Annotated in this window: 24 protein-coding genes; 14 read left to right on the top strand and 10 right to left on the bottom strand. The window is 33.9% G+C overall.

The window, feature by feature from the left end; all coding sequences use genetic code 11:
• Window positions 1-14: 14 nt before the first annotated feature.
• The 5 genes from GWR14_RS06625 to GWR14_RS06605 are packed head-to-tail and all read left to right on the top strand — an operon-like array spanning window position 15 to window position 6,178.
• Window positions 15-1,247 carry a glycoside hydrolase family 88/105 protein gene (locus GWR14_RS06625; protein WP_163408245.1) on the top strand — a complete coding sequence of 411 codons (1,233 nt, stop codon included), beginning with the start codon at window positions 15-17 and terminating at the stop codon, window positions 1,245-1,247.
• A gap of 10 nt (window positions 1,248-1,257) precedes the next feature.
• The gene (locus GWR14_RS06620) at window positions 1,258-2,883 is read left to right on the top strand and encodes a glycoside hydrolase family 43 protein (RefSeq protein WP_163408244.1); all 1,626 of its coding nucleotides are present in this window, start codon (window positions 1,258-1,260) and stop codon (window positions 2,881-2,883) included.
• Window positions 2,884-2,924: 41 nt separating this feature from the next.
• Window positions 2,925-4,019 carry a pectate lyase gene (gene pelA / locus GWR14_RS06615; RefSeq protein WP_163408243.1) on the top strand — a complete coding sequence of 365 codons (1,095 nt, stop codon included), beginning with the start codon at window positions 2,925-2,927 and terminating at the stop codon, window positions 4,017-4,019.
• A gap of 50 nt (window positions 4,020-4,069) precedes the next feature.
• Complete coding sequence (locus GWR14_RS06610) at window positions 4,070-5,419, top strand: glycoside hydrolase family 28 protein (RefSeq protein WP_163408242.1); 1,350 nt, start codon at window positions 4,070-4,072, stop codon at window positions 5,417-5,419.
• 15 nt (window positions 5,420-5,434) lie between these two features.
• Window positions 5,435-6,178: a rhamnogalacturonan acetylesterase gene (locus GWR14_RS06605; RefSeq protein WP_163408241.1), complete on the top strand. Its 744-nt coding sequence runs from the start codon at window positions 5,435-5,437 to the stop codon at window positions 6,176-6,178.
• A gap of 94 nt (window positions 6,179-6,272) precedes the next feature.
• Here the strand turns inward: GWR14_RS06605 and GWR14_RS06600 are convergent, their stop codons facing one another.
• The gene (locus tag GWR14_RS06600; protein WP_163408240.1) at window positions 6,273-7,214 is read right to left on the bottom strand and encodes a LysR substrate-binding domain-containing protein; all 942 of its coding nucleotides are present in this window, start codon (window positions 7,212-7,214) and stop codon (window positions 6,273-6,275) included.
• A gap of 109 nt (window positions 7,215-7,323) precedes the next feature.
• On the opposite strand from GWR14_RS06600, the gene GWR14_RS06595 reads away from it, so the two are divergent.
• From GWR14_RS06595 to can, 4 genes are all read left to right on the top strand, one after another.
• Entirely contained in the window at window positions 7,324-7,803 is a 480-nt protein-coding gene (locus GWR14_RS06595; protein WP_163408239.1) for a Dps family protein, read from the top strand.
• A gap of 133 nt (window positions 7,804-7,936) precedes the next feature.
• Window positions 7,937-8,221 carry a hypothetical protein gene (locus GWR14_RS06590; protein ID WP_163408238.1) on the top strand — a complete coding sequence of 95 codons (285 nt, stop codon included), beginning with the start codon at window positions 7,937-7,939 and terminating at the stop codon, window positions 8,219-8,221.
• Window positions 8,222-8,298: 77 nt separating this feature from the next.
• Entirely contained in the window at window positions 8,299-9,948 is a 1,650-nt protein-coding gene (locus tag GWR14_RS06585; protein WP_163408237.1) for a SulP family inorganic anion transporter, read from the top strand.
• A 92-nt stretch (window positions 9,949-10,040) separates the two neighbouring features.
• On the top strand, window positions 10,041-10,676 hold the full coding sequence (gene can, locus GWR14_RS06580; RefSeq protein ID WP_163408236.1) for a carbonate dehydratase: 636 nt from the start codon (window positions 10,041-10,043) through the stop codon (window positions 10,674-10,676).
• A gap of 44 nt (window positions 10,677-10,720) precedes the next feature.
• Here the strand turns inward: can and GWR14_RS06575 are convergent, their stop codons facing one another.
• Complete coding sequence (locus tag GWR14_RS06575; RefSeq protein WP_163408235.1) at window positions 10,721-11,923, bottom strand: LETM1-related biofilm-associated protein; 1,203 nt, start codon at window positions 11,921-11,923, stop codon at window positions 10,721-10,723.
• 121 nt (window positions 11,924-12,044) lie between these two features.
• Entirely contained in the window at window positions 12,045-12,572 is a 528-nt protein-coding gene (locus tag GWR14_RS06570) for a superoxide dismutase family protein (protein ID WP_163408234.1), read from the bottom strand.
• A gap of 214 nt (window positions 12,573-12,786) precedes the next feature.
• On the opposite strand from GWR14_RS06570, the gene GWR14_RS06565 reads away from it, so the two are divergent.
• From GWR14_RS06565 to GWR14_RS06550, 4 genes are all read left to right on the top strand, one after another.
• On the top strand, window positions 12,787-13,221 hold the full coding sequence (locus GWR14_RS06565) for an META domain-containing protein (protein ID WP_163408233.1): 435 nt from the start codon (window positions 12,787-12,789) through the stop codon (window positions 13,219-13,221).
• 34 nt (window positions 13,222-13,255) lie between these two features.
• Window positions 13,256-13,777 carry a DUF4251 domain-containing protein gene (locus GWR14_RS06560; RefSeq protein ID WP_163408232.1) on the top strand — a complete coding sequence of 174 codons (522 nt, stop codon included), beginning with the start codon at window positions 13,256-13,258 and terminating at the stop codon, window positions 13,775-13,777.
• A 43-nt stretch (window positions 13,778-13,820) separates the two neighbouring features.
• Window positions 13,821-14,738 carry a transporter gene (locus tag GWR14_RS06555; RefSeq protein WP_163408231.1) on the top strand — a complete coding sequence of 306 codons (918 nt, stop codon included), beginning with the start codon at window positions 13,821-13,823 and terminating at the stop codon, window positions 14,736-14,738.
• Between the two features lie 77 nt (window positions 14,739-14,815).
• The gene (locus tag GWR14_RS06550; RefSeq protein ID WP_163408230.1) at window positions 14,816-15,307 is read left to right on the top strand and encodes a hypothetical protein; all 492 of its coding nucleotides are present in this window, start codon (window positions 14,816-14,818) and stop codon (window positions 15,305-15,307) included.
• A gap of 135 nt (window positions 15,308-15,442) precedes the next feature.
• Here GWR14_RS06550 and GWR14_RS06545 read toward each other — a convergent pair whose 3' ends face one another.
• From GWR14_RS06545 to GWR14_RS06515, 7 genes are all read right to left on the bottom strand, one after another.
• On the bottom strand, window positions 15,443-17,248 hold the full coding sequence (locus tag GWR14_RS06545) for an acyl-CoA dehydrogenase family protein (RefSeq protein ID WP_163408229.1): 1,806 nt from the start codon (window positions 17,246-17,248) through the stop codon (window positions 15,443-15,445).
• Window positions 17,249-17,306: 58 nt separating this feature from the next.
• Window positions 17,307-17,657, bottom strand: coding sequence for a four helix bundle protein (locus GWR14_RS06540; protein WP_163408228.1), 351 nt, complete (start codon window positions 17,655-17,657; stop codon window positions 17,307-17,309).
• Window positions 17,658-17,801: 144 nt separating this feature from the next.
• On the bottom strand, window positions 17,802-18,983 hold the full coding sequence (locus GWR14_RS06535) for a thiolase family protein (RefSeq protein WP_163408227.1): 1,182 nt from the start codon (window positions 18,981-18,983) through the stop codon (window positions 17,802-17,804).
• A gap of 92 nt (window positions 18,984-19,075) precedes the next feature.
• Entirely contained in the window at window positions 19,076-21,466 is a 2,391-nt protein-coding gene (locus GWR14_RS06530; RefSeq protein WP_163408226.1) for a 3-hydroxyacyl-CoA dehydrogenase/enoyl-CoA hydratase family protein, read from the bottom strand.
• A 52-nt stretch (window positions 21,467-21,518) separates the two neighbouring features.
• Window positions 21,519-22,004: a MarR family winged helix-turn-helix transcriptional regulator gene (locus GWR14_RS06525; protein ID WP_163408225.1), complete on the bottom strand. Its 486-nt coding sequence runs from the start codon at window positions 22,002-22,004 to the stop codon at window positions 21,519-21,521.
• Between the two features lie 239 nt (window positions 22,005-22,243).
• Window positions 22,244-23,257 (bottom strand): helix-turn-helix transcriptional regulator, encoded by a 1,014-nt coding sequence (locus GWR14_RS06520; RefSeq protein WP_163408224.1) that lies wholly within the window; start codon window positions 23,255-23,257, stop codon window positions 22,244-22,246.
• A gap of 209 nt (window positions 23,258-23,466) precedes the next feature.
• Window positions 23,467-24,081, bottom strand: a complete 615-nt coding sequence (locus tag GWR14_RS06515) for an HD domain-containing protein (protein WP_163408223.1) — start codon at window positions 24,079-24,081, stop codon at window positions 23,467-23,469.
• Window positions 24,082-24,204: 123 nt separating this feature from the next.
• Here GWR14_RS06515 and GWR14_RS06510 point away from each other — a divergent pair, with 123 nt between their 5' ends.
• Window positions 24,205-25,722 (top strand): TROVE domain-containing protein, encoded by a 1,518-nt coding sequence (locus GWR14_RS06510; RefSeq protein WP_163408222.1) that lies wholly within the window; start codon window positions 24,205-24,207, stop codon window positions 25,720-25,722.
• Window positions 25,723-26,118 lie beyond the last annotated feature (396 nt).

The raw sequence follows: 26,118 nt of genomic DNA, 5'->3' as shown, positions 1-26,118 counted from the left end.
CAAAAATAAATATTATGATAAACAGCACGTTAAATACTTTAAAATTTGCAACACTTTTAGTGTCATTTACATTTTTTAGTTGTAAAACTGCCAAGCCGGAAGTAGCAAAGACTTCAGATTCTCAAAATCAGACAGTAGTTTCTAAAGATTTGAAATGGTCTGATAAAATGGCTTTGACATTGATGAAACGTCATCCGGAATCCTGGCAGATTGACGATGCAAAGGCTCCAAAATGGGATTATGTTCATGGACTGGTTTTGTATTCATTTCAGGAGTTATACAAAAAGAATCCGGATATAAGGTATGCAAACTATATCCAGGGATATTTAGATAATTTTATTGAAAGTGATGGTTCAATTAAAACCTATGAACTGGAAAAATACAATATTGATATGATTGTTGCCGGTCGTTTGCTTTTTAATGCGTATGATAAAACAAAAGACGAAAAATACCTGAAGTCATTGCAATTGTTGCGTAAACAGCTGACAGAACAGCCAAGAACCAACAGTGGAGGATTTTGGCATAAAAAGATTTATCCATATCAAATGTGGTTAGACGGGTTGTATATGGGAGAGCCTTTCTATGCACAATATACTGCAACTTTTGAAAATGGAAAAAACCTTGATGATATTGCTCATCAGTTTGAAGAAATTCAATTACATGCAACTGATCCAAAAACTGGTTTGTTATATCACGGTTGGGATGAAAGCAAACAAATGCCTTGGGCAAATAAAGAAACAGGAAATTCTCCAAATTTCTGGTCAAGAGCTCTTGGCTGGTATGTAATGGCTCTTGTTGATGTATTGGATTATTTCCCAAAAGATCATCCAAAACAAAAAGAACTGGTTGGTTATTTGAATAAGGCGTCTGAGAGTTTAGCAAAATATCAGGATAAATCAGGATTATGGTATCAGGTAACTGATAGAGCAGGTTCAAAAGATAATTATTTAGAAGCTTCAGGTTCTTCAATGTTTGCTTATGCATTTGCAAAAGGAGCAAACAAAGGTTATTTACCATCAAAATTTAAAAAACTGGCAAACAAAGCTTTTGATGGATTGACTACTCAATTAATCAAAGTTGATGCTGATGGAACTATTACATTAACCCAGGCTTGTCAGGTTGCTGGACTTGGAGGGACTCCTTACAGAGATGGCTCTTATGAATATTATGTGAATGAAAAAAAGAAAGATAATGATCCTAAAGCAACAGGACCTTTTATTTTAGCAGCATTAGAATTAAACAGATAATACACCTTAAATGAAATTTTTCAAAATAACATCTCTTTTTTTGTGTATTCTAGTGCAAAATTTAGTTGCGCAGCAAAAGGATGAAAACAATTCGAATGTCTGGGTAGCCGATCAGGGTGACGGTACTTATAAAAATCCTATTTTGTATGCCGATTATTCTGATCCTGATGCTATCAGGGTAGGAGATAATTATTATATGACGGCTTCATCTTTTAATTGTATTCCAGGATTACCTATTCTTCACTCAAAAGATTTGGTAAACTGGAAATTAATTGGATATGCCCTTTCTAAACAAAAACCTTTGGAGATATATAATAAAGTTCAACACGGAAACGGAGTGTGGGCTCCCTGCATTCGTTTTCATAAAAATGAATTTTATATTTATTATCCGGATCCTGATTTTGGAATTTATGTTGTGAAAGCTAAAAAAGCTGAAGGGCCATGGTCTGAACCAGTTATGGTAAAAGAAGGCAAAGGTTTAATTGATCCGACGCCTTTGTGGGATGAGGATGGCAAAGCATATCTTGGTTATGCCTTTGCAGGCAGCCGTGCAGGAATAAAAAGTGCTTTGGCTGTCTGTACAATGAATCCGGATGGCTTGTCAGCGAATAATGATGATGTTATGATTATTGACGGACATAAAGATGAACAGACTATTGAAGGTCCTAAATTTTACAAACGTAACGGGTATTATTATATTTTTGCTCCGGCAGGAGGAGTAGCTACTGGCTGGCAGACTGTTATGAGATCTAAGAATGTTTTTGGACCTTATGAGAAAAGAAAAGTGATGGATCAGGGCAAATCAACTATAAATGGTCCTCATCAGGGAGCGTGGGTACAGACCCAAACCGGTGAAGACTGGTTTATTCATTTTCAGGATCAGTTTGCTTACGGAAGAGTTGTCCATTTACAGCCTATGAAGTGGCAGAATGATTGGCCGGTAATCGGAAATGATGAGGATAACGATGGTATAGGGGAGCCCGTTATGGTGTACAAAAAGCCTAATGTTGGTAAAAAAATATTTCCTGTTGCAACACCGCCAGAAAGTGACGAATTCAATAGTCCAAAACTTGGACTTCAATGGCAATGGCATGCCAATCCACAGATAACCTGGGGACTTCCTACTACAATGGGTTATTATAATCTAAGTTGCATTCCTGTACCTAAAGATTATAACAATCTGTTTGATGTTCCAAACTTGCTTTTACAAAAATTACCTGCAAATGAGTTTACAGCAACAACAAAAATTACATTTAATTCCCGATTCGACGGTGAGTTTACCGGATTAGTAATTATGGGACTGGATTATAGTTTTTTATGTTTAAAACAAGATGAGGGAAAGTTATTTCTTTCTCAAAAAACAGCACTAAAATCAGATAAAAAAGGAATTGAATCAGAAAGCAAAAGAATTGCGATAGCCGACAAAACAATTTACCTGCAGGTGAAAGTGAAAGCTGGCGGAATTTGTAATTTTTTCTATAGTGAAGACGGAGAAAAATTTAACCCTGTTGGAGAAAGCTTTACAGCAAGGGAAGGTAAATGGATTGGTGCAAAAATGGGTTTTTTAGCACTTAGGGAAGGAGTAATTAATGATGCCGGAAATGTGGCAATCGATTGGTTTAGAGTAACTAAATAAATAACTGAATATAACTAAAACTAAATTAATAACTAAACTAAATGAATCAACTTAAAAAAACAGCATTATTACTTTTAATCAGTAGCAGTTTTTGTGTAAATGCGCAGGATAAAGCCAAAAAGTGGCCGGATTTAATTTTAAAAAGCTACTCCGCCTGGTTTGGTTCGGAAGAAGGCAAAAAAGTGGGAGAAAATGTTTTGCTTTATCAAAGGGATATTGGTGGGTGGCCAAAAAATATTCCAATGTTGAAGGAATTAACGGAAGAAGAAAAAAGCAAGTTAGTGGCATTAAAATCATCCGGAAAAGATTGCACGATAGATAACAGGGCTACAACGCAGGAAATTCTTTTTGTGTCAAAAATGTATGCACAGACAAAAGATGAAAGATACAAGGATTCATTTTTAAAAGCAGTAAATTATTTGCTTTCAGCACAATATCCAAATGGTGGCTGGCCTCAGTATTTTCCTTTGAAAAAAGGATATTATACACATATTACCTATAATGACAATTCAATGGTGGATGTTTTGAATGTGCTAAAAGAAATAGCAAATGAAACTCCGTATTACAGTATTAAGCCATCGCAAGAGGTTATTGACAAAGCCAAAATTGCAGTTAATAAAGGAATTGAATGTATTTTAAAAACCCAATACAAACAAAATGGCGTTTTGACAGTGTGGTGCGCGCAACATGACGAAGTTACTTTTGCACCAGCTGATGCAAGAGCTTATGAACTTGCTTCTTTAAGCGGAAAGGAATCTGCAAAAGTTGTATTGTTTTTAATGTCAATCGATAATCCTTCGCCGGAAATTAAAACAGCTGTTAAAAGTGCTTACGACTGGTTTGAAAAAACAAAAATAACGAATCTTAAGGAAGAACGTATATATGATGAAGAAGGTAAGGTAATAGGAAAAAAAATGTATCCTATGGTAGATAGTGCGCCAATTTGGCCAAGATTTGCAGAACTAGATACGAACGAAGCATTCTTTTGTGATCGTGACGGGATTAAAAAGAAATATATAACAGATATTGGTGAAGAAAGAAGAAATGGTTATTCATGGTATTCTAATGAGCCTAAAGAAGTTCTAAAAAAATATAAGAAATGGGCAAAAAAGAATAATTTAGAAAATATTGATTAAGAGTGATTTATCGCAGAATCGATTAGGTTTTGTCTGTAAAAATATGGATTATGAATTTTAGACTTTTTTTTCTCATATTGTTTTCAACAGTCATTTTTGCACAGGACAATAAATTTCCAGGAGCAAAAGTAGATTCCATTATAAATGTTATTCAGTTGCCAAAAATACCTTCTTATCAGGTTAATGTAGTAAAGTTGGGTGCTAAAGGCGATTCAATTTCCAATAGCAAACCTTTTTTTGATAAGGCAATGGCATTATGTAAAAAGAAAAACGGCGGAACAATTGTAGTTCCAAAAGGTGTGTATCTTTTAAATGGGCCAATTCATTTTGTGAGTAATGTCAATTTGAAAATTGAAAAGGGTGCTAAAATTAAATTTAGTGACAAGCCCGAAGATTATTTGCCGATGGTCTTAACCAGTTGGGAAGGTACAATGCTTTACAATTACAGTCCGTTAATTTATGCCTATGATTGCAAAAACATTGCCATAACCGGTGAAGGTACTATTGATGGAGAAGGAGGTAAGACATGGAAAACTTTTAAAGCGAAAGAAGGAAGAGGAAAAGAACTAAGCCGTGAAATGAATCATACGAATGTTCCGTTAAAAGACAGAAAATTTGGAACAGATTATTTTTTACGTCCGCAAATGATTCAGTTTTTTAACTGTTCAAATATATTGTTAGAAAATGTACGGATTGAAAACTCTCCTTTTTGGTGCGTTCATTTACTCAAATCTGAAAGTATTACAATTAGAGGGATAAGTTATAAATCATTGAATTATAATAATGATGGTATTGATCCTGAGTACGCCAAAAACGTTTTGATTGAAAACGTAAGTTTCAATAATGGTGACGACAATGTTGCCATAAAAGCTGGAAGAGATCATGAAGGAAGAGCCAATTCAGCGACTCCAAGTGAAAATATTATTATCCGAAACTGTAATTTTAAAGGGCTTCATGGAGTAGTTATTGGCAGCGAAATGTCTGCAGGCGTACAAAATGTATTTGTCGAAAACTGTAAAACGGTTGGTTATCTAAAACGAGGAATTTACTTGAAAACCAACGCTGACAGAGGCGGTTTTATAAAAAATATTTTTGTTAGAAATATTCAATTGGACGAAGTTGAAGATTGTCTTTATATAACAGCAAACTATCATGGAGAAGGAAAAGGATACCAGTCTGAAATATCAAATGTTTCTTTTTCTGATATTTCTTGTAATAAAGCCTCGGCTTCAGGAATAGTTCTTCAGGGATTTCCAGACAAAAAGATTAAAAATATTTCTTTGAACAACATTGAAATTAAATCTGCAAAAAATGCCATTTCAAGTTCAAATGCTGAAAATGTAATTCTAAATGAAGTTTTCATTGGTGAAAAAGCTACAGTTCCTTCAGCAGCAAAATAGTTTAATACAAATAAAATGAAAAAGTATATATTAATTTTTTGGTTGGTTTCAACCGCTTGTTTTGCACAAAAGACTACCGTTTATACCATCGGAGATTCTACTATGGCAAATAAAAAAGATCCTGAAAAGAACCCGGAACACGGTTGGGCACAGGTATTGCAGCAATTTTTTAATGATAATATTGTTATTGAAAATAAAGCTTTAAATGGCAGAAGTACCAGAAGTTTTATTGATGAAAAACAATGGGATGCTGTATACCAAAAACTAAAAAAAGGAGATTATGTTTTTATTGAATTTGGACATAATGATGGGAAAAATATGGATTCATTGCGTTACACTAATCCACATACAGCATACAGGCACAATTTAATCCGTTTTGTAAAAGAAAGTCGCGCAAAAGGTGCAATTCCAATTCTATTAACTTCAATAGCAAGAAGAAATTTCAATGAAAAAGGAGTGTTGATTGGTACTCATGGAGATTACCCTCTTGAAACCAGATTGGTTGCCCAGGAATATAAAGTTCCTTTTATCGATTTAGAATATTATACTGAATTGCTGGAACAATCTTACGGTCCTGAAAAATCAAAGCAATTACATTTGCATTTTAAAGCAGGAGAAAATCCGTATTACAAAGAAGCAAAAGATGATGATACTCACCTTTCTTTAAAAGGAGCTACAGAAATAGCACAGATAGTGGTTAATCAAATAAAACTTTTGGAAGATCCTTCAGTTGAAAAACTTAAAAAAGGAATCAAATAGACTTATTTTAAGCCATAAAAAAATCGTATCCAGAAGTTGTTTTTTACAGTTTTGGATACGATTTTTATTTTATGCTAATGAGAATTAACGGGTATTATTTTTTTTGCAAAGGACTTATAATTTGGACATTCTGAAAAACAATTGCTCCTTTTACAACACCTGCAATTGTACTTCTTAAAGCGTCAATAATTTGTATTTTTAATTCGCTTTTTGGGTAAATTAAGCTGACTTCGCGTGCAGGTTTGGGTTCTTTAAAATTGCGTAGTTTTAATTTGTCTGACTCCTTTAGATCCAAAGTGTGGAGATAAGGTAATAATGTTGTTCCCAAACCTTCTTCTGCTAGTTTTATCAATGTTTCAAAACTTCCGCTTTGAATTTGAAAACTGTTTTGTTCTATATCAGTTCCGTTTTTACACAAATTCAAAATACCATCTCTGAAACAGTGTCCATCCTGTAATAGTAAAATTTCATTGATGTTTAAATCAGAAACTTCAATTTCTTCTTTTTGGTAAACAGAATGATGCTCAGGAATATAAGCAACAAATGGTTCAAAGTATAATACAATTTCTTTGATTTTTTCGTCTTCAAGTGGTGTGGCAGCTATGGCAGCATCCAAATGACCATTTTTTAATTTTATAATAATTTCATCCGTATTTAGCTCTTCAATTAAAAGCTTCACCTTTGGATATTTTTTTATAAAGTTATTTAAAAACATTGGAAGCAGCGTTGGCATAATAGTAGGAATGATTCCAAGTCGAAATTCACCGCCGATAAAGCCTTTTTGCTGCTCAACAATATCTTTTATTCTGTCGGCTTCATTTACAATGTTTTTTGCCTGATTTACAATTTTTTGACCTATATCTGTTAGTTGAATAGGTTTTTTGCTTCTGTCGAAAATTAAAATATTCAGTTCTTCTTCAATCTTTTGAATTTGCATACTTAATGTAGGCTGAGTTACGAAACATTTTTCTGCTGCTAATGTAAAATTCTTATGTTCGGCAACTGCTAAAACATATTGTAATTGAGTAATAGTCATTTTAATAGTATTTTATGATGCAAAAATAAGAAAATATAATTTTTTTTTATAATTATTTCAAAGAAGTTATTTTAAATTTGTAATAAACATACTATAAAATTGATGCATAATGAAAACAAATATTTTAGGATTACCGGTTAAAGAATCAGAATTGTTAGTAAATGAGTTAAATGTATTGCTTTCGAATTTTCAGGTTTATTACCAAAATTTGAGAGGAATTCATTGGAACATTAGAGGGAAACGTTTTTTTGATTTACACGTAAAATTCGAAGAATTATATACTGATTCTCAATTAAAAATTGATATGATTGCGGAAAGGGTACTGACAATTGGAGGGACGCCATTACATACTTTTGAGGATTATATTAAAAATAATAAACTTAAAGTTGGGAAGAATATTTCTAATGATGAAAAAGCAGTTCAGCTGATTGTAAATTCATTATCAGATTTGTTGAAAATTGAAAGAAATATCCTTAATCAGTCAGGTGAAATCAATGATGAAGGTACTAATTCGATGATGAGTGACTTCATTGCAGAGCAGGAAAAAACAATTTGGATGATGAATGCATGGCTTGAAGAAGAGTTGTAAAATATTGTTTATGAAATATTTAAAAAGCTGAATGATCAAATTTGATTATTCAGCTTTTTTGCAAATGTTAAAATTCTATAAAAATTTTAACGAGGTACTTTGATTTTATTTGTTTAAGATTATTTTTGTTCAGATGAAATTAGTAGCCCGCATATTATTATTCATATTTATTGCTTTCTTATCAACGCCGACAATTGTGGCAATGATAAAGAAAAGCAACAATGCGGCTATTACAATCAGCATGTCAGAGGAAGAGAAATCCAATAAAGAAATCAAAGCTGCTGTTTATACTGACGCTATTGAACATGAACTGCTGATGCCTGTTTTTACAGAATCAAAAATCATTTTATCCGGTAATATTGTAAAACTGGATAATATTTCTCCAAGCATTTTTGCACCCCCTCCCAACTTGGTATAATACTTCCGATTATTTTGAACCAACTGTATTTATTACAAATGCAGTAGATTTTTATGTATCATTTTTAGTATTGTATTATGACAAAAAAAGTTAATCTTTTTGCCAGCCTTAAATCTGATTTTGCTTCAGGTTTAGTGGTTTTTTTGGTGGCTCTTCCGTTGTGTTTAGGTATAGCAATGGCTTCGGGTGCACCGTTATTTTCTGGAATTATTGCAGGGGTTATTGGAGGTATTGTAGTTGGTTATTTAAGCCAGTCACATATCAGTGTTTCAGGCCCTGCTGCTGGTTTAACAGCTATTATATTAACCGCTGTTACTGATTTTGGTGCTTTTGATGTGTTTTTACTCTCTGTTCTTATTGCAGGTGTAATTCAGTTAGCATTAGGATTTTTAAAAGCCGGAAGTATATCAAATTATTTTCCAACAAACGTAATCGAAGGAATGCTGGCGGGTATCGGAATTATCATTATTCTGAAACAAATACCGCATGCTTTTGGTTATGATGCTGATTTTGAAGGTGATCAGGCCTTTATTCAAAATGATGGGAGCAATTCTTTTTCATTTTTATTTGATGTTTTAAATCATATCCATTTAGGAGCTGTAGTGGTTTCATTAATTTCACTTGTGGTATTGATTTCCTGGGATAAAGTTCCGTTTTTAAAAAGATTAAAATTGGTCCCTGGTGCTCTTGTGGCAGTAATTTTAGGAGTAGTATTAAATGAGTTTTTTATTTCATCAGGAAGTTCACTGGCAATTGCCAAGGAACATTTAGTTTCTTTACCGGTTCCAAAATCTTTTGATGACTTCAAATCGATTATTGTGACACCGAATTTTTCTGCCATAACAAATCCACAGGTTTGGGTTGTAGGAGTTACAATCGCTATTGTAGCATCTATTGAAACGCTCCTATGTATTGAAGCTTCAGATAGAATGGATGTTCAAAAACGTTATACGGATACGAATGTTGAACTCAAGGCACAAGGAATAGGAAATATTGCAAGCTCACTTTTGGGAGGTTTGCCAATGACTTCTGTTGTGGTTAGATCATCTGCGAACAACAATGCGGGTGCAAAATCTAAAATGTCAACAATCATTCATGGAGTACTATTATTAATGAGCGTGTTGTCTATTCCGGTAATATTAAATAAAATTCCATTAGCGACTCTGGCGACCGTTTTGATTTTAGTGGGATATAAATTAGCCAAACCAGCAACTTTCATGCATTTCTGGGAAAAGGGTAAATACCAGTTTGTACCTTTTATTGCAACATTAGTCTTTGTTGTTGCTACCGATCTGCTGAAAGGTGTTGCGTTGGGAATTATAATAAGTATCATTTTTGTTTTAAGAGGAAATTTAAAAAGAGCTTATATCTTTAAAAAAGAAGAATATGAAGATGGAGACATCATTCATATCGATTTAGCTCAGGAAGTTTCATTTTTAAATAAAGCTGCAATAAAGCAGACCTTAAATGATATTCCGGAAAACTCCAAAGTAATTATTAATGCTCATGATACAGAGTATATTGCTCACGATGTACTCGATTTGATCAGGGAATTTAAAGAAACACGTGCTATCGATGAGAATATCAAAGTAAAGCTTAAAGGTTTCAAAGAAGCTTATGAACTTGAGAACACTCCTGATAACAATAACCACGTTTCTATCGAGCATTATTATGATGTGGCTAAAAGGGCATTGGTGAAAAAAGAAGAAGTGAAAGAAGATTTTTAAAACAAATTAAATTAATTAAAGTATTTCTATGACGTGAGAACCATCAAAATTTAGGTAACTTTACATGGAAATACCATTCAAAAAATAAAAAAATGAGAAAATTTTATGAGCAGTTATTAGAGAATAATAAAAAATGGGTTGAGACTTCATTAGCGAAAGACCCAAATTATTTTGCTGATTTGGCAAAAGGACAACAACCTCCATTGCTATGGATTGGATGTTCGGATAGCCGCGTTCCTGCAAACGAAATAGTTGGAGCAAAACCAGGTGAGGTTTTTGTACACAGAAATATTGCCAACATGGTAGTACACTCTGATATGAATATGTTAAGTGTTCTAGATTATGCAGTGAATGTTTTGAAAATCAAACATATTATTGTTTGTGGACACTATGGATGTGGTGGTGTAAAAGCTGCAATGGGTAATCAGTCTGTTGGTATCATCGATAACTGGCTTCGCCACATTAAAGATGAGTACCGTTTACATGATAAATATTTGAATTCTATTGAAGATGAAGATGCACGTTTTAATGCGTTTGTAGAAATCAATGCAAAAGAACAGGTTTACAATTTAGCTAAAACTTCCATCGTTCAGGGAGCCTGGAAAAACGGTCAGGATTTAATGCTTCATGGCTGGGTTTATGGATTAAATTCAGGTTTTGTAACAGATTTAAATGTGACAATCAGTTCAAATGATGAGCTGGATCAGGTTTACCAGTTAGATTTATAATCTTAACCATTACAATAAAAAAATCGCCTAACTGGCGATTTTTTTTATTCATTTTCGTCAAGATTTTCATTGAAAGCTGACGGTAACATCGTTGGGATAAATTTTATTAAAATCGGCAATAATAAACTTCCGCCCGGAAGTAAAAAAATGGTAAGAGACGGAATTGTTTTGCAAATATCCAAAAGCTGTTTTTTTACTTTTTTCTTTTCCTTAGCATCCAAATCCCTTGTTGTAGAATAGGCCAGTAAAACCATTAACTCCTTACTCTGGACAATTTCTTTTAGAAGTCTGTTCTTGTTTCGAATAATTAATTTTACAACTGTATGGGTCATCTGGTCATAAAAATGCTTTACCGGATTTGAATAATTAAAATACGGAATTTTATTTTTATGAGTAGTAATAAAAGCATTGGTAGTGTTGATGCTCCTGGTTACAAAATTATCAGAAACCTCCATCATAGCACCTAATGAATACAAAAAGTAGGCTTCTTCATTTTCAACAACGCCATCACTCCACAAAGCCATTCCTGCCATGTCGATTAAATAATATTGCTCCAGTTTATTTTTGAAATAATCAAGATTTAAGGTTTCTAAAGTTTCAACGGTTACTTTTGAAAATTTAGAATATCGGATTGAAGCCTCAAAAAGTTTGATCAGTAAATCGTCATGTTGAGATTTTATCGTTTTGGTTTTTAACGCTAAACCTACAATTCCAAGAACAGTTTCTTCAATTCTTTTGAGATATTTATCAGGAATAGCACCGTGTTCCAGATATTGCCTGAAAGCCAGTACATCTATAAATAAAAGTGCATTGGTTACTAAATGCGAAAAGTTTTTACTAATGATACTGTCATTTGTCTGCACTCTCTGATCGATTATGTTTTCTAAAGAAAGTGCAGGAGTATCTTTTGGAAGCAGCATTTTAAATAAATTAAATCCTTCAGGATTCATTTCATTATAAAATTTTAAGACTTCTGTTATAAAATTTTCCGGCTCAGAATTCTTTTTTTCCAGACAGAAAACATTGTACAAGGTATTTAATAAGGCTGTTTTTGAAATTTCGGTTTTAAACCAGCCTTTTATCTGAATTGGAATTTGAGAATCAATAGAAATGATATGACCGTAGATAAAACCGGTTTCCCTAACGTTATAGTAAAACGAATCAGGTGTTTCAAAAGGAATTGCTTCTGAAAACTTTTGCTCACTAAAAAACTTGTCTATCCAGCCAGGTGCCGATGGGTTAATCATTAACTTTTAATTTGAGGATACAAAGCTATATCTTTTTCTTGTGTTAAGATTAATTTTTAAATGAAATAACCACTAAATTTTGTGAAAAATAGTGGTTATTACGGTTTTTGATGTTGTTTTATTATTTAATTATTCCTGCACAAGCAACACGTCCTCCTGCATTTCCTGTAGGCTGAGTGGTAAAATCATCAGCACCCTGATGAACAATTAATCCTTTTCCTAAGATGTTTTTGGTTTCGTCATCACCGCCAATTGCCCATTCGTCTGTAGTCAAAGTGATAGTTCCGTTCCCTTTAGCATCTGCTGTAAAATTGCCGATATCACCTTTATGGTATTCGCCTACTCCCCATTTTCCATGTTTTTTGAAGGTTGGGTTCCAGTGACCTCCGGCAGAACTTCCGTCAGCTGCAGTACAATCTGATTTTTCGTGGATGTGTATTGCGTGAATTCCCGGCTGTAAACCGGCTATTTTTGCTGTAAAAGTTACTTTACCGTTTTTCTCTGTAAAGGTAGCTGTTCCGGTAACTGTGCTATTGCTTTTTGGTTCTAAAGTTACGGTTAAAGTTTTTGCATCGTTTGATTTTGTACTGGTCTTACAGCCAATTATTAAGGCTGTAATTATAGCGAAAGAAACAATTATTTTTTTCATTTGTGAGGCTTTTAAATTAAAGATGAAGTAAATTTAGCTTAAAACCTATGAAATTCATTAACGGTTTACGTTAAAAAAATCTAAAACTATTTGTTCTAATTTAATTCGCTTTGGGTGGCGAACTCGAAAATAATCCTTAAATTCGTACAGGTGTTTAATAAAAAATATCAGGTTCTCTGTTTTCTAATTCATTAATATTTAAACTTTTAAGATTATGATGAAGAATATTTCTATACTTATATTTTGCAGTTTCCTGTTAATTTCCTGTAGCGTTTTTAAATGTAAAAAGAAGGATGCTGTTTCCAAACTGGAAGGAAACTGGGAACTTAATTATATTACCGGACCCCGAATCGCTTTTGATGGTTTATATCCAAATAAAAAACCAACGATAAATTTCAATATTAAAGAAAATCAGGTTTCGGGTAATAGCAGTTGTAATTCCTTTACAGGAAAACTAAATGTGAACGGAAATAAAATCGATTTTACACAGCCAATGGCCATGACAAAAATGATGTGTCTGGACGGGCAGGGTGAACAGGTTTTTATGGCTGCACTTCAAAAAATAACCAGCTATACTATAACTGATGATGGTAAGACATTAAATCTTATCTCGGGCGATATTGCATCTATGCGATTTGTCAAAAAATAGTTTTTGTTTTTATTAACTAATAAAAATTTGTCTTATGAAAAGTAAACTATTCATATTAGTGTTGTCCTGTTGCTTAGTTTTTCCTGTTTTAGCTCAGGAAAAATCAAAGAAACAGCTAAAAGCAGAAAGGGAATTGCAAAAACAAAAAGAAATTGAAGCCTTGATTGATTCTAAAAATTTTGTTTTTGAAGCACAAAAAGCCATGCCACAGGGAGGGAGACTTCTCAATTTAGATTATAATACCTATTTTTTAAAATTTAACGAGGCCAAGACAACCTGCGATCTGCCTTTCTTTGGGCGCGCATTTAATGTCCCTTACGGAGGAGGTGATGGCGGAATAAAATTTGAAGGAGTTCCTGAAAATATCCAAATTGAAAAAAAGAAAAAATCTTACGATGTAAAGGCAACTGTAAAAGGTAAAGATGATGTTTATGACCTTTTTTTTTCAGTTTATATTGACGGAGGAGCATCTCTTTCAGTCAATAGTAACAACAGGGCCTTTATTTCTTATGATGGAGAAATTCATGCACCAAAACCGGAAGAAACTAAAAAATAAAACGAGGTTGTAGTTTATTATTATGTTCTGAAATTATTAATTTATGACAGAAAAAATATTTTATACCTTATTAGAAAAGCATTTTTCTACATTATACTCTTTTTTATTTGTAATTTTTGTTCATGGCCAGGATTTAGAACCCAGAGTGTATGCCAATGTACCTAAAGATTTAAATGTTGTTGGCTTTGGATATGCATATTTAGACGGAAATGTATTGACAGAGCCATCATTACCTATTTCTGATTTTAAAATTCAAAGTCATAATTTACTCGCTACCTATGTAAGAACTTTTGGGATTGCTAACAAACTGGCACGTGTACAGGTTGCATTGCCATATTCTTTTATGGATGGATCGGCTAATGTAAGCGGGGATTTTATAACAGGCTCCAGAACAGGTTTTGGTGATACAAAAATTAGAGTTGGTGTCAATCTATTAGGGTCTCCGGCTCTCGATAGGTCTGAATTTAGAAACTATGAGCAAAAGACAATTTTTGGGATCAGTTTGGTAACCTCAATTCCAACAGGGAAATATTATGGTGACAAACGAGTTAATATTGGTACAAACCGTTGGGCTTTTAAACCTGAAATAGGTATTTCTAAACGATTTTCACAAGTATATGCAGAGCTTTATGGCGGAATGTGGTTTTATACTGATAACGATGATTTTTTAGGTAAAAAACTGGAGCAGAAGCATACTTATAGTTTGCAGGGACATGCAAGTTATTACTTTAAAAACAGTATGTGGCTTGGTTTTAATACGAATTGGTTTTTTGGAGGAAAAACAATAACAGACGGAGTCTCTGATGATAGTGAAATTGATAACTGGAGGATTGGCGGAACTTTTTCTACGCCAATAGCTAAAGGACAATCACTCAGATTTCAATATCATATAGGGGCTTATACCAATAACGGGCTGAATTATTATGCTATAACAGCAGCATACCAATATTCCTTCTTTTAAAGGGAAATAATCTGTTTAAAAACTAAGTGTATTTGATAAAATGTAGAAATGTTATAAATTAATTTAAAATCAAAACCATGAAAAAGTTAAGTATTATTGTTGTTATGGCAATTGCCTCATTTTCATCGTATGCCCAATCTTTATTTAAGAGTGATATTGATTTAGTTCAGAGTATTTATGGAAAATCTAAAGCTGATCTTGTAAAACAATATATGAATTTGTCTGATACTCAGGAAACAGCTTTTACAAAAGTTTACGAAAATTATGAAGCCGCGCGAAAAACACTTGGACAAACAAAGTTAAAACTGATTAATGAATACGCTATTAACTATGCGACTCTTACTGACGAGAAAGCAGATGAATTGGCCAAAGGAACTCTGAAAAATAATCAGGATTATGAAAAATTATTTACCAAAACTTATGGTCAGGCGAAAAAAGCGATAGGAGCAATAAATGCTGCAAAATTCATTCAGTTAGAAGTTTATTTGCAGACCGTAATTCGTAATGAAATTCAGGAATCGATTCCTTTTATAGGTGAAATGGATAAAGGAAAAGTTCAACTGAATTAAAATTTTATTTTAAGATAAAACCGATTAATAAAATTATAGTTTTCGTCTTTTTTAATGAGACAGCGCAAAAAAGCCGCATTTGTTTCGGGACAAATGCGGCTTTAACAAATTAAAAGCTAAAAAACTATTGTGATATTAGAAGCAGTATGAATTTTCTGCAACTAATTTTTCTGCAATTTTTTCTCTTAGTGCCACAACATTTGGCAGGTTAGTGTATTTTGTGAAACGTTTAAGTCCCATTAACATCATACGTTGTTCGTCTCCTTCAGAGAAAGAAGCAATTCCTTCTTTTCCTCTTAAGTTCACAATATCTACAGCTTTGTACAAGTATAATTTTGCCATTGCAATTTGCTCCTGAACTTTATCTTCGCCTTGAGATTTGGCTAATTTTTCAGTTCTCAAAATGGTACTTTCAGCCATGTAGATTTCGATTAAGATATCGGCAGCAGCCATTAATAATTGCTGGTGAGAATCTAATTCAGGACCGTATTTTTGAACAGCGCTTCCGGCAACCATTAAGAAAACTTTTTTCAAGTTAGTTACGATTACTTTTTCTTCTGAGAATAATTCAGAGAAATCCGGAGTATCAAAAGAAGGGATTCCCATTAATTCTTCCTGAACTTTCATTGCTGGTCCAAGTAAATCAACGTGTCCTTTCATTGCTTTTTTGATCAACATCCCTACAGAAAGCATTCTGTTGATTTCGTTTGTTCCTTCGTAGATACGAGCGATACGAGCATCTCTCCAGGCACTTTCCATTGGAGTATCTTCAGAGAATCCCATTCCACCAAAAACCTGAATACCTTCGTCAGAACAGTTTTGAACGTCTTCAGAAACAGCTACTTTCAGGATAGAACACTCGATAGCATATTCTTCAACACCTTTCAATTCAGCTTCTTGGTGAGAAGTTCCTTCCGCTTCACGAGCAGCGATTCTATCTTCGATATCTTTTGCAGCACGGTAAGAAGCACTTTCTCCAGCGTATGCATTAGTTGCCATTTCAGCTAATTTAGAACGAATAGCTCCAAAAGTTGCAATAGGAGTATTGAACTGAATTCTTTCGTTAGCATATTTTACAGCGCCAGAAGTAACTCTTCTTTGAGCATCTAAGCAAGCAGCTGCTAATTTAATACGACCAACGTTTAAAGCATTCATAGCGATTTTGAAACCGTTTCCTCTTTCAGACAACATGTTTTCAACCGGAACTTTTGTTTCGTTGAAGAAAACCTGACGAGTAGATGAAGCACGGATTCCTAATTTATGCTCTTCTTCATTCATAGAAATTCCGTTTGAAGGATCGTTTTCTACGATGAAACCTGTAATATTTTTATCATCTCCAATACGAGCAAAAACGATGAAAACGCTACAGAAACCTGCATTCGAAATCCACATTTTTTGTCCTGTAATAGAGTAGTATTTTCCGTCTTCCGATAAAACCGCTTTAGTTTTTCCTGAGTTAGCATCAGATCCTGCACCTGGCTCAGTTAAACAGTAAGCACCAAACCATTCTCCAGAAGCTAATAACGGAACGTATTTTTTCTTTTGCTCTTCAGATCCGTAAAGGGTAATTGGCATAGTTCCAATTCCTGTATGTGCACCAAAAGCAGTAGAGAATGAACCTGTTGCTCCGGAAATGTAGTCACAAACCAACATTGTAGAAACAAATCCCATTCCTAATCCGCCATATTCTTCCGGAACAGCAACTCCAAGAAGTCCTAGTTCACCTGCTTTACGCATGCTTTCTTCTGTAAATGGGTAATCTTTTTTCTCAAAACGATTTTTGTTAGGCCAAATTTCTTTGTCCACAAACTCTTTTACAGAGTCACGCATCATTAATTGCTCTTCCGAAAAATCTTCTGGTGTAAAGATGTCTTCGCATTTTGTTTCTTTAACTAAAAACTGACCACCACGGGTTACGTTTTTTTCGATTGTATCTGCCATTTTTATTTTTTTTTAGAGAAAAGAAAATAGAATAAAGAGAATAGATTTTATACTTGGCTTACTTTAAACCGTTCTGAAAGCCCATTGTCATTCTTTGGAATTCTTCTATTTTAATTTCTAATTGGTTAAATTGTATCTCGTTTATATATTTTCTATGTTTAGCAATCAATAATTGTGTAATAAGCTCAAATGAAGAACCAAGAGAAATGTCTATAAAGTGACTAAAAGACTTATCGGTTCTTGAAGATCCTTCAGCAATATTACTAGGCATCGAAACCGAACATCTGCTTATTTGAGAACTCAAATCGTATCGTTCGTGTTTAGGAAATTCTATTAATACATCTGAAATTTCATTAGCAATTGAAATTCCAAGTTGCCAAATCTTTAAGTTCTTATAATTATGTCTCATGTTTTTTGAGTCAAGTTAAGAAATTAAAATAAAAAAGTAAGATTAATACTATTTTTATTTGTTTTTGAAACATTTTATCATTCCAAAAAGTATATCTCTTTATTCTCAAAGAAAAACATCTATTCTCTATATTCTATTCTCTTCTTAAAGAACTTCGTAAACCCCCGCAGAACCCTGTCCAGTCCCTACACACATGCTCACAATTCCATATTTATTACCTCTGCGTTTCATTTCATCAAATAACTGAACAGAAAGTTTAGCTCCCGTACATCCCAGCGGGTGTCCTAAGGCTATTGCTCCACCGTTTACGTTTACGATATCCGGATTTAAACCTAATTCGCGAATTACAGCCAAAGACTGAGAAGCAAATGCCTCGTTTAATTCCACCAGATCAATATCTTTCAATTCTAAACCAGCTTGTTTTAATGCTTTTGGAATTGCTTTTACCGGTCCGATACCCATAATTCTTGGCTCAACACCTGAAGAAGCAAAGTTTACTAATCTGGCGATTGGCTCAAGATTCAATTCTTTAACCATGTCCTCACTCATGATTAAAACAAAAGCAGCACCATCACTCATTTGCGAAGAGTTTCCGGCAGTTACACTTCCGTCAGCAGCGAAAACAGGTTTTAAACCAGATAAAGCTGCGATAGAAGTTCCGGCTCTTGGACCTTCATCTTGCTTTACAACATAAGATTTAGTTTCTTTTTTTCCATTTTCATTGATGAAAGTCTGCTCAACAGTAATCGGAACGATTTGTTTATCGAATTTTCCTTCTGCCTGCGCTTTCAACGCTTTCATGTGAGAATTGTAAGCAAACTCATCCTGATCTTCTCTTGAAACATTATATTGTTTGGCAACCGCTTCAGCAGTTAAACCCATTCCCCAGTAATAATCTTCGTGACCTGCAGCAGCAACTTTATAATCCGGAGTTGGTTTATAACCTCCCATCGGAATAAAACTCATACTTTCTGCACCACCTGCAATAATACAGTCTGCCATTCCTGATTGGATTTTAGCCGTTGCCATTCCGATAGTTTCTAATCCGGATGCGCAGTAACGGTTAACCGTAACACCAGGAACATCTTCTACTTTTAATCCCATTAAAGAGATCAAACGTCCAACGTTTAAACCTTGTTCAGCTTCCGGCATGGCATTTCCTACCATAACGTCGTCGATACGTTTTTTGTCAAAATTAGGCAGTTCATCCATCATAAACTGGATCGTTTCTGCAGCTAACTCATCAGGTCTTTTAAATCTAAAAACTCCTTTTGGAGCTTTTCCAACTGCTGTTCTGTATGCTTTTACTATATATGCTGTTTTCATTTGTTTTGTTTGTTAAGAGTATAGAAGATAGAGTATAGAAAATAGACTTTATTCAGTCTTAAATCTATATTCTATTCTCTTTGTTCTATTTTCTAATTTCTAAGTGGTTTTCCTTTAGTCAACATGTACTGGATTCTTTCTAATGTCTTACGTTCTGTACATAAACTCAGGAAAGCTTCACGTTCGATATCTAATAAATATTGTTCAGATACTAAAGTTGCTTCAGATAAATCACCACCAGCCATTACGTAAGCCAGTTTGTTAGCGATTTTCTTGTCGTGCTCAGAAATGTATTTTCCAGCTTCCATTTGGTCAGTTCCAACTAAGAACATTCCAAGAGCTTGTTTACCTAAAACCTTAACATCAGTTCTTCTGATAGGCTGCGTATAACCAGCTTCTGCCATTAACAAAGCATGTTTTTTAGCTTCCGCAATCTGACGATCTTTGTTTACTACAATAACATCTTTTCCATGTTGAAGAAGTCCAGTATCAAAAGCTTCATAACCGGAAGTTGATACTTTTGCCATTGCGATAGTCAAGAAATGTTCCTGAAGAACGTTCAATTCTACATCATTTTTACGGAATAAATCTGAAGCTCTTAAAGCCATTTCTTTAGATCCACCTCCGCCAGGAAGTACACCAACACCAAATTCAACTAATCCCATGTAAGTTTCTGCAGCAGCAACTACTTTATCAGCATGTAAGCTCATTTCGCATCCACCGCCAAAAGTCATTCCGTGAGGTGCCACTACAACTGGAATAGAAGAGTAACGAACACGCATCATTGTATCTTGGAACAATTTAATTGCCATGTTCAATTCGTCGTATTCCTGCTCAACAGCCATCATGAAAATCATTCCGATATTAGCTCCAACAGAGAAATTTGCTGCCTGGTTTCCAATAACCAAACCTTGATATTCTTTTTCAGATAAGTCAATTGCTTTATTGATAGCTTGTAGAACGTCACCGCCAATTGTATTCATTTTAGATTGGAATTCTAAGTTCAAGATTCCGTCTCCTAAATCCTGAATGATTGCACCACTATTGCTCCAAACTTTTTTGCTTTCGCGGATGTTGTTTAGAATAATGAATGAATCTTGTCCAGGAACTTTTACTTGAGATTTTGTTGGAATGTTATAGAAATAAGTTGCTCCTTCTTTTACAGTATAGAAACTTTCGCTTCCGGAAGCCAACATTTCAGTAATCCATGCAGCTGGTTCTAAACCTTCTGCTTTCATGATTTCAATTCCTTTGGCAACACTGATAGCATCCCAGATTTCGAATGGACCATTTTCCCATCCAAAACCAGCTTTCATGGCATCGTCAATTTTGTATAACTCGTCTGAGATTTCAGGAACTCTGTTTGACACATAAGCAAACATTCCAGCGAAACTTTTGCGGTAGAATTCTCCCGCTTTGTCTGTTCCTTTTACTAAAACTTTGAAACGATTGATTGGTTTATCAATAGTTTTTGTTAGTTCAAGAGTAGCAAAATTTGCTTTTTTCGCAGCGCGGTATTCTAATGTATCTAAGTCTAAAGAAAGAATAGCTGCATCTACTTTTTTATAAAAACCTTGACCAGTTTTACTTCCTAACCAATTATTTTCCATCATTTTGTTGATGAAATCTGGAAGTTTAAACAATTCGTGTTGTTCGTCGTTCGGGCAGTTTTCGTAAATACCGTTGGCTACGTGTACCAAAGTATCTAAACCAACAACGTCAACCGTACGGAAAGTAGCCGATTTTGGACGACCAATCACTGGACCAGTCAATTTATCAACTTCTTCAATTGTTAATCCCATTTCTTTTACTAAATGGAATAAACTTTGGATTCCGTAAATACCAATTCTGTTTCCAATAAACGCCGGAGTATCTTTAGCAACAACCGAAGTTTTTCCTAAGAATTTAGATCCGTATTCGTTTAAGAAATCCAATACTTCGGTTGAAGTTTTTGGACCAGGGATAATTTCAAATAATTTTAAGTAACGCGCAGGGTTAAAAAAGTGTGTTCCGCAGAAGTGTTGTTGAAAATCTTCGCTTCTTCCTTCGCTCATAAAGTGAATTGGAATACCAGAAGTGTTTGAAGTAACTAAAGTTCCTGGTTTGCGGAATTTTTCAATTTGTTCAAAAACTAATTTCTTAATGTCTAAACGCTCTACAACAACTTCGATAATCCAGTCAACATTGGCAATTTTTGCCATATCATCAGTTGTATTTCCAGTCGTGATTCGACTTGCAAATTTTTGACTGTAAATAGGAGATGGTTTCGATTTTAATGAATTCGCCAGGTGCTCGTTTACTATACGGTTGCGAACAACTTTACTTTCAAGCGTTAATCCTTTTTTAGTTTCAGCTTCTGTCAACTCGCGGGGAACGATGTCAAGCAGTAAAACTTCAACACCAATGTTGGCAAAATGACAAGCTATTCCTGAACCCATAATTCCGGATCCAATTACAGCGACTTTTTTAATTGTGCGTTTCATATTTGTTAATTGTTTTTATTGCTAGAATTTGAATGGTTTCACTGATTTGAAACTATTCATTTTCTGTGTTTTCTCTTTGCTTCGCCAGTTCGCTGGCGCTCGTGTGATTGAATATATTTTTGTCCTGAATTAATTCATTGATGATTTCAGAAACTTCGATAAAATGTTTCAGTTTTTCGTCTGATACATGTTTTCTAACGGTTTCATTAAATTTCAGAACTGTATTTTTAGATAAATCTCTTTTTTCTTTTCCAAATTCGGTCAGGTAGATTAAAACACCTCTGCCGTCACTTGGGTTTTTTCTGCGAACAATTAAACCTTTTTCTTCCATAGATTTTAAGGTTCTTGTTAAGCTGGTTGCTTCCATACCCATTCGCGGGCCTAAAGCGGTTGATGGAGTTCCTTCTTCTTTATCCATACTTAAAAGAGCAAATCCTGTTGCCATGGTAGCATCGTACTTCGCAGCTTCTTCGTTATACATTCTGGAAACAGCCTGCCATGTAGCTCTCAAAATATAATCTATTGTTTTGTCTTTCATAGGTAACTATATCGATTTCAAATATAATCAAAAAATACTATGCATGCATATTATTTTTTCATAAATTTTAGGTTAATTAGTAAATGCTTTTGAATTTGTGGGTTTTAGAGGATTCTTTTTAATTGAAATATACCATTCTTTTTTTTAGTTTTAATGAATTTACCATAACAATAATTGTTGTTATAATAATTAAGCGTTTGATTTCTATTTTAAGGAATATGGTTTTATTCCGTCGGAATTTACCCTTCATATTTAGCCAGTGCTTTTTGAAGTGTTTCTTTCATACGATTTCTCAGACCTTCAGGCTTTAAAATTTCAAGACAGCTTCCAAAACCTAATAAAAGCCTTTCCATTTCGTAATTCGGTATTACATATATATGTACAATGACACTCCCATCTTCATTTTGTTTAATCAAACGTTGAGAAGTATGCAACGGTTTTGTGATTACGTAAGGCGCATTCGAAGCATCGACCCATAATTCTATTCTTCTAGGTTGTAGACCCGAATTAACCGTTACGCCAATTACATTCTTATAATAGTCATCGGCATCAAAATCTTCTTCTAGATAAGGAAGGTTAAAATCGTAATCAATAGAGATGATTCTGTCCAACGCTAAATTGGTAATCGGCTGTGACGTTTTTTTCTTCCCAATCAGAAACCAGCGATTATTGAATTCCTTTAATATAAAAGGATGAAAATGGAATTTCGTTTCCTCAGCAGATTTAAAAGATTTATACGTAATAATCAGAACCATCTTTTTGATAATCGCCTGATAGATTTCGTCTAAATAATGAAGTCCTTTTAGCTTTTCATTTTTATCCAGATAAATTACAGGTCTTGTATGCGACTTTTCGGCGTAGATTTTATCTTCCAATCGCTGTAAAATATCCGATACATCATTAAATAAGGAGAAATCTTTAAACTGTTTGAGCATTGAAACTGTTTCAGTCAAAACATTCATATCGGTTTCCGTCAGAGGAATATCCGTTATCGAAAAATCTTCTTCTTCATATTTATAATACTTTTTATCGTAAACGACAATTGGCGCATTATAACCGAGTTTTTCACTCCGCATCAGCTGAATATCCATCTGAATTGTTCTTTTGCTTATGGGGCTTTGGCGTCCTTCGTATTCGGATAAAACTTCAGAACATTCTTCGATTAAATCTTCGAGTGTCCATTGCCTGTATTTATTCTGAAGGCATTTGTCAATGGTTTTGTACCGAATTAAGGCGTTTTTGTTTTGTGACATGGCTGTATGTGTTTGCTCGCAAAGACGCGAAGTCGCAAAGATTTTCTAATTAAAAGATTTGTTAAGATTATTTCACGCAGATTAAAAAAGATTTATGCAGATTCAGCAGATTATTTGAAAAAATAGAAATCTTTTTAGATCTGCTCAAATCTGTAAAATCTGCGTGAAAAAAAACTTTGCGACTTCGCGCCTTTGCCAGATTCGATTTTTTAGCTTAATAACTTTATCTCTTTTTCAATATTAGCCCGAGCTTTTTCTTCATACAAACTTCTAAACTCATTGGTTTGAAAAATAAATTCATTCTCCAAAAAATGCTTCAACGCTTTGGCGCGTCCGGGTTTGTAGAGAAAATCAGGATAAATGCGGTATTCTTTTCTAATTTGTTCAAAATAGGTTTTATAATCTTCCCAATCTTTAGCGAGGATTTTCAAATCAAAATCGATTAACCAATTGATATCTTCAATTGCATTTTGCTGATGCTGTTGCGTTGCGCAGATTGCATCAAAAACTAATTGTTTATTTAGATTGACGTTTTCAGGTAAAACAGACAAAGCATATTCGGCACTTTTGAGTTCGTTATCTTTTTTGGAAGCTGAATAGACAATATCATGATAAAAAATAGAAAATAATATTTCGTTGGGGTTCCCAAGTTTGTTTCGATAGGCTTCAAAAAGCTCAATCATTTCTTCTAAATGCGTGAGATTATGATAATGCCTTGATTTTTTGGAATATGCCTTTTCTAAATCCAGCCAGTTCTGCTGAATTTCATTTGTTGAATAGCCAATGTTGGAGAGTAAATCAGAATAAATTCCCTGTAGATTCATCTTGTTTTTTACTCAAATTTAAAATTCTTTTTTTACTACGCAAAATAATTGCGTAGTGGCTTTGAAATCTTTGCTCAAGAAATAAAACAATAACCATTGTCTAATTTTTAAAAACCAGAAATTATGAAATTTAATTTTTTAGCAAAAGAGAAAAAAAATATAGTTAATCATGAAAATGCACCGGCTTTTTCTTTAACATCAGAATACGAATTGTACGCAGCAGTTGTAACAACAAGCTTAAGTGCTTCATTTTATGAAAAAGATACAACTCGTTTAGAGCGAATCAAAAACCTGATTAAAAAATGTAATCCGATGTTTGTAGCAAAGTTGGCGGTTTATGCACGAAACGAAATGCATATGCGTTCTGTGCCATTGGTTTTGATCGTCGAATTGGCTAAGATTTATTCTGGCGATTCATTAATCAGTAAAATGATAATTAATGTTATACAACGTGCAGACGAGATAACAGAATTGTTGGCATATTACCAAATGGCAAACGAACGAAATGGTGTTAAAAAATTAAACCGTTTATCCAAACAAGTACAAAAAGGTTTAGCCGTTTCATTCAACAAATTTGACGAATACCAATTTGCAAAATACAATCGCGATGGTGTGGTTAAATTAAAAGATGCTTTGTTTTTAGTTCATCCAAAAGCAAAAGATGAAGCGCAACAAGTTATCTTTAATAAATTGGTAAATGATACTTTGCAAACGCCATATACTTGGGAAACTGAGTTATCGCAATTAGGTCAAATTAAATTTTATAACGAAACTGAAAAACAAAGAGCATTCAAACAAAAATGGGAAGAATTGATTGACAGCGGTAAAATAGGTTACATGGCATTGTTACGTAACTTACGAAATATCTTAAGTGCCAATGTTTCTGGTTTTCATATGCAAAAAGTTTGCGATTACCTTTCTAACGAAAAAGCAGTCGCAAACTCAAAACAATTACCTTTCCGATTTTTAGCAGCGTATCGTGAATTGAAAGATTTGAATTTCAAATATACTTCAATGGTTTTAGATGCTTTAGAAGATTCTGTAACTGTAAGTTCTCAAAACATAAAAGGTTTTGATGTAAACACATCAGTTGTAATTGCGTGCGACGTTTCGGGTTCAATGCAGCAGCCAATTTCACCAAAAAGTAAAGTATTGCTTTATGATATCGGTTTGATGTTGGGTATGTTGATGCAAAGCCGTTGTAAAAATGTTGTTAGTGGTATGTTTGGTGATCGTTGGAAAATAATCAATATGCCAAAACGAAGCATATTGGCCAATGTTAACGAATATTACAAACGTGAAGGTGAAGTAGGTTACGCTACAAACGGTCATTTGGTTTTAGAAGATTTAATCAGCCGAAAAGAAATTGTAGATAAAGTAATGTTGTTTACCGATGTTCAAATGTGGAATAATACTTATACAAAAGACTCATTTGCAAACTCCTGGAATCGTTACAAAAGTATTGCACCAAACGCAAAATTATATTTGTTTGATTTGGCTGGTTATGGTCAGGCACCAATAAACATCGAAAAAAACGATGTGTATTTAATAGCCGGCTGGTCTGATAAAGTATTTGATGTTTTGAATGCTTTAGAAGATAAAAACAGTGCTTTGAATTACATTAATCGAATAGAATTGTAAATTTTAAACATACTGCGCAAAATAATTGCGCAGTATAATTTGAATATTTGTAAAAGAAATAAGTTCATTGAAAATAAAGAAATAAACAAGTGTCGTAAATAAGTGTTACTTCGCATTGATAACGCCCGGGTCGTGGGTTCGAACCCCACCAATTCTGTTTAATTGCGGAAATGTAGCTCAGTGGTTAGAGCAGGATATGTCACTTATTGCTTATTGCCTTGTTTTAAAAATAACATTGGTGTCGTAGAAAAGAGTTACTTCGAGGGAACTGTATTATAGGTTCGAATCCTGTTCAGATAATCTGATAGTGTAAGTGGTAACACGCATAAAATAGTCTCTTTTCGCTTATAACCCAATAAAATAAAAAAGAATGTCGTAAAAAAGAGATACTTCGTC

The sequence above is a fragment of the Flavobacterium ajazii genome (genome assembly GCF_010614725.1).
Lineage (GTDB): Bacteria > Bacteroidota > Bacteroidia > Flavobacteriales > Flavobacteriaceae > Flavobacterium > Flavobacterium ajazii.
The sequence above is the reverse complement of the archived record's forward strand: the minus strand, read 5'-3'. Positions and strand labels throughout refer to the sequence as shown.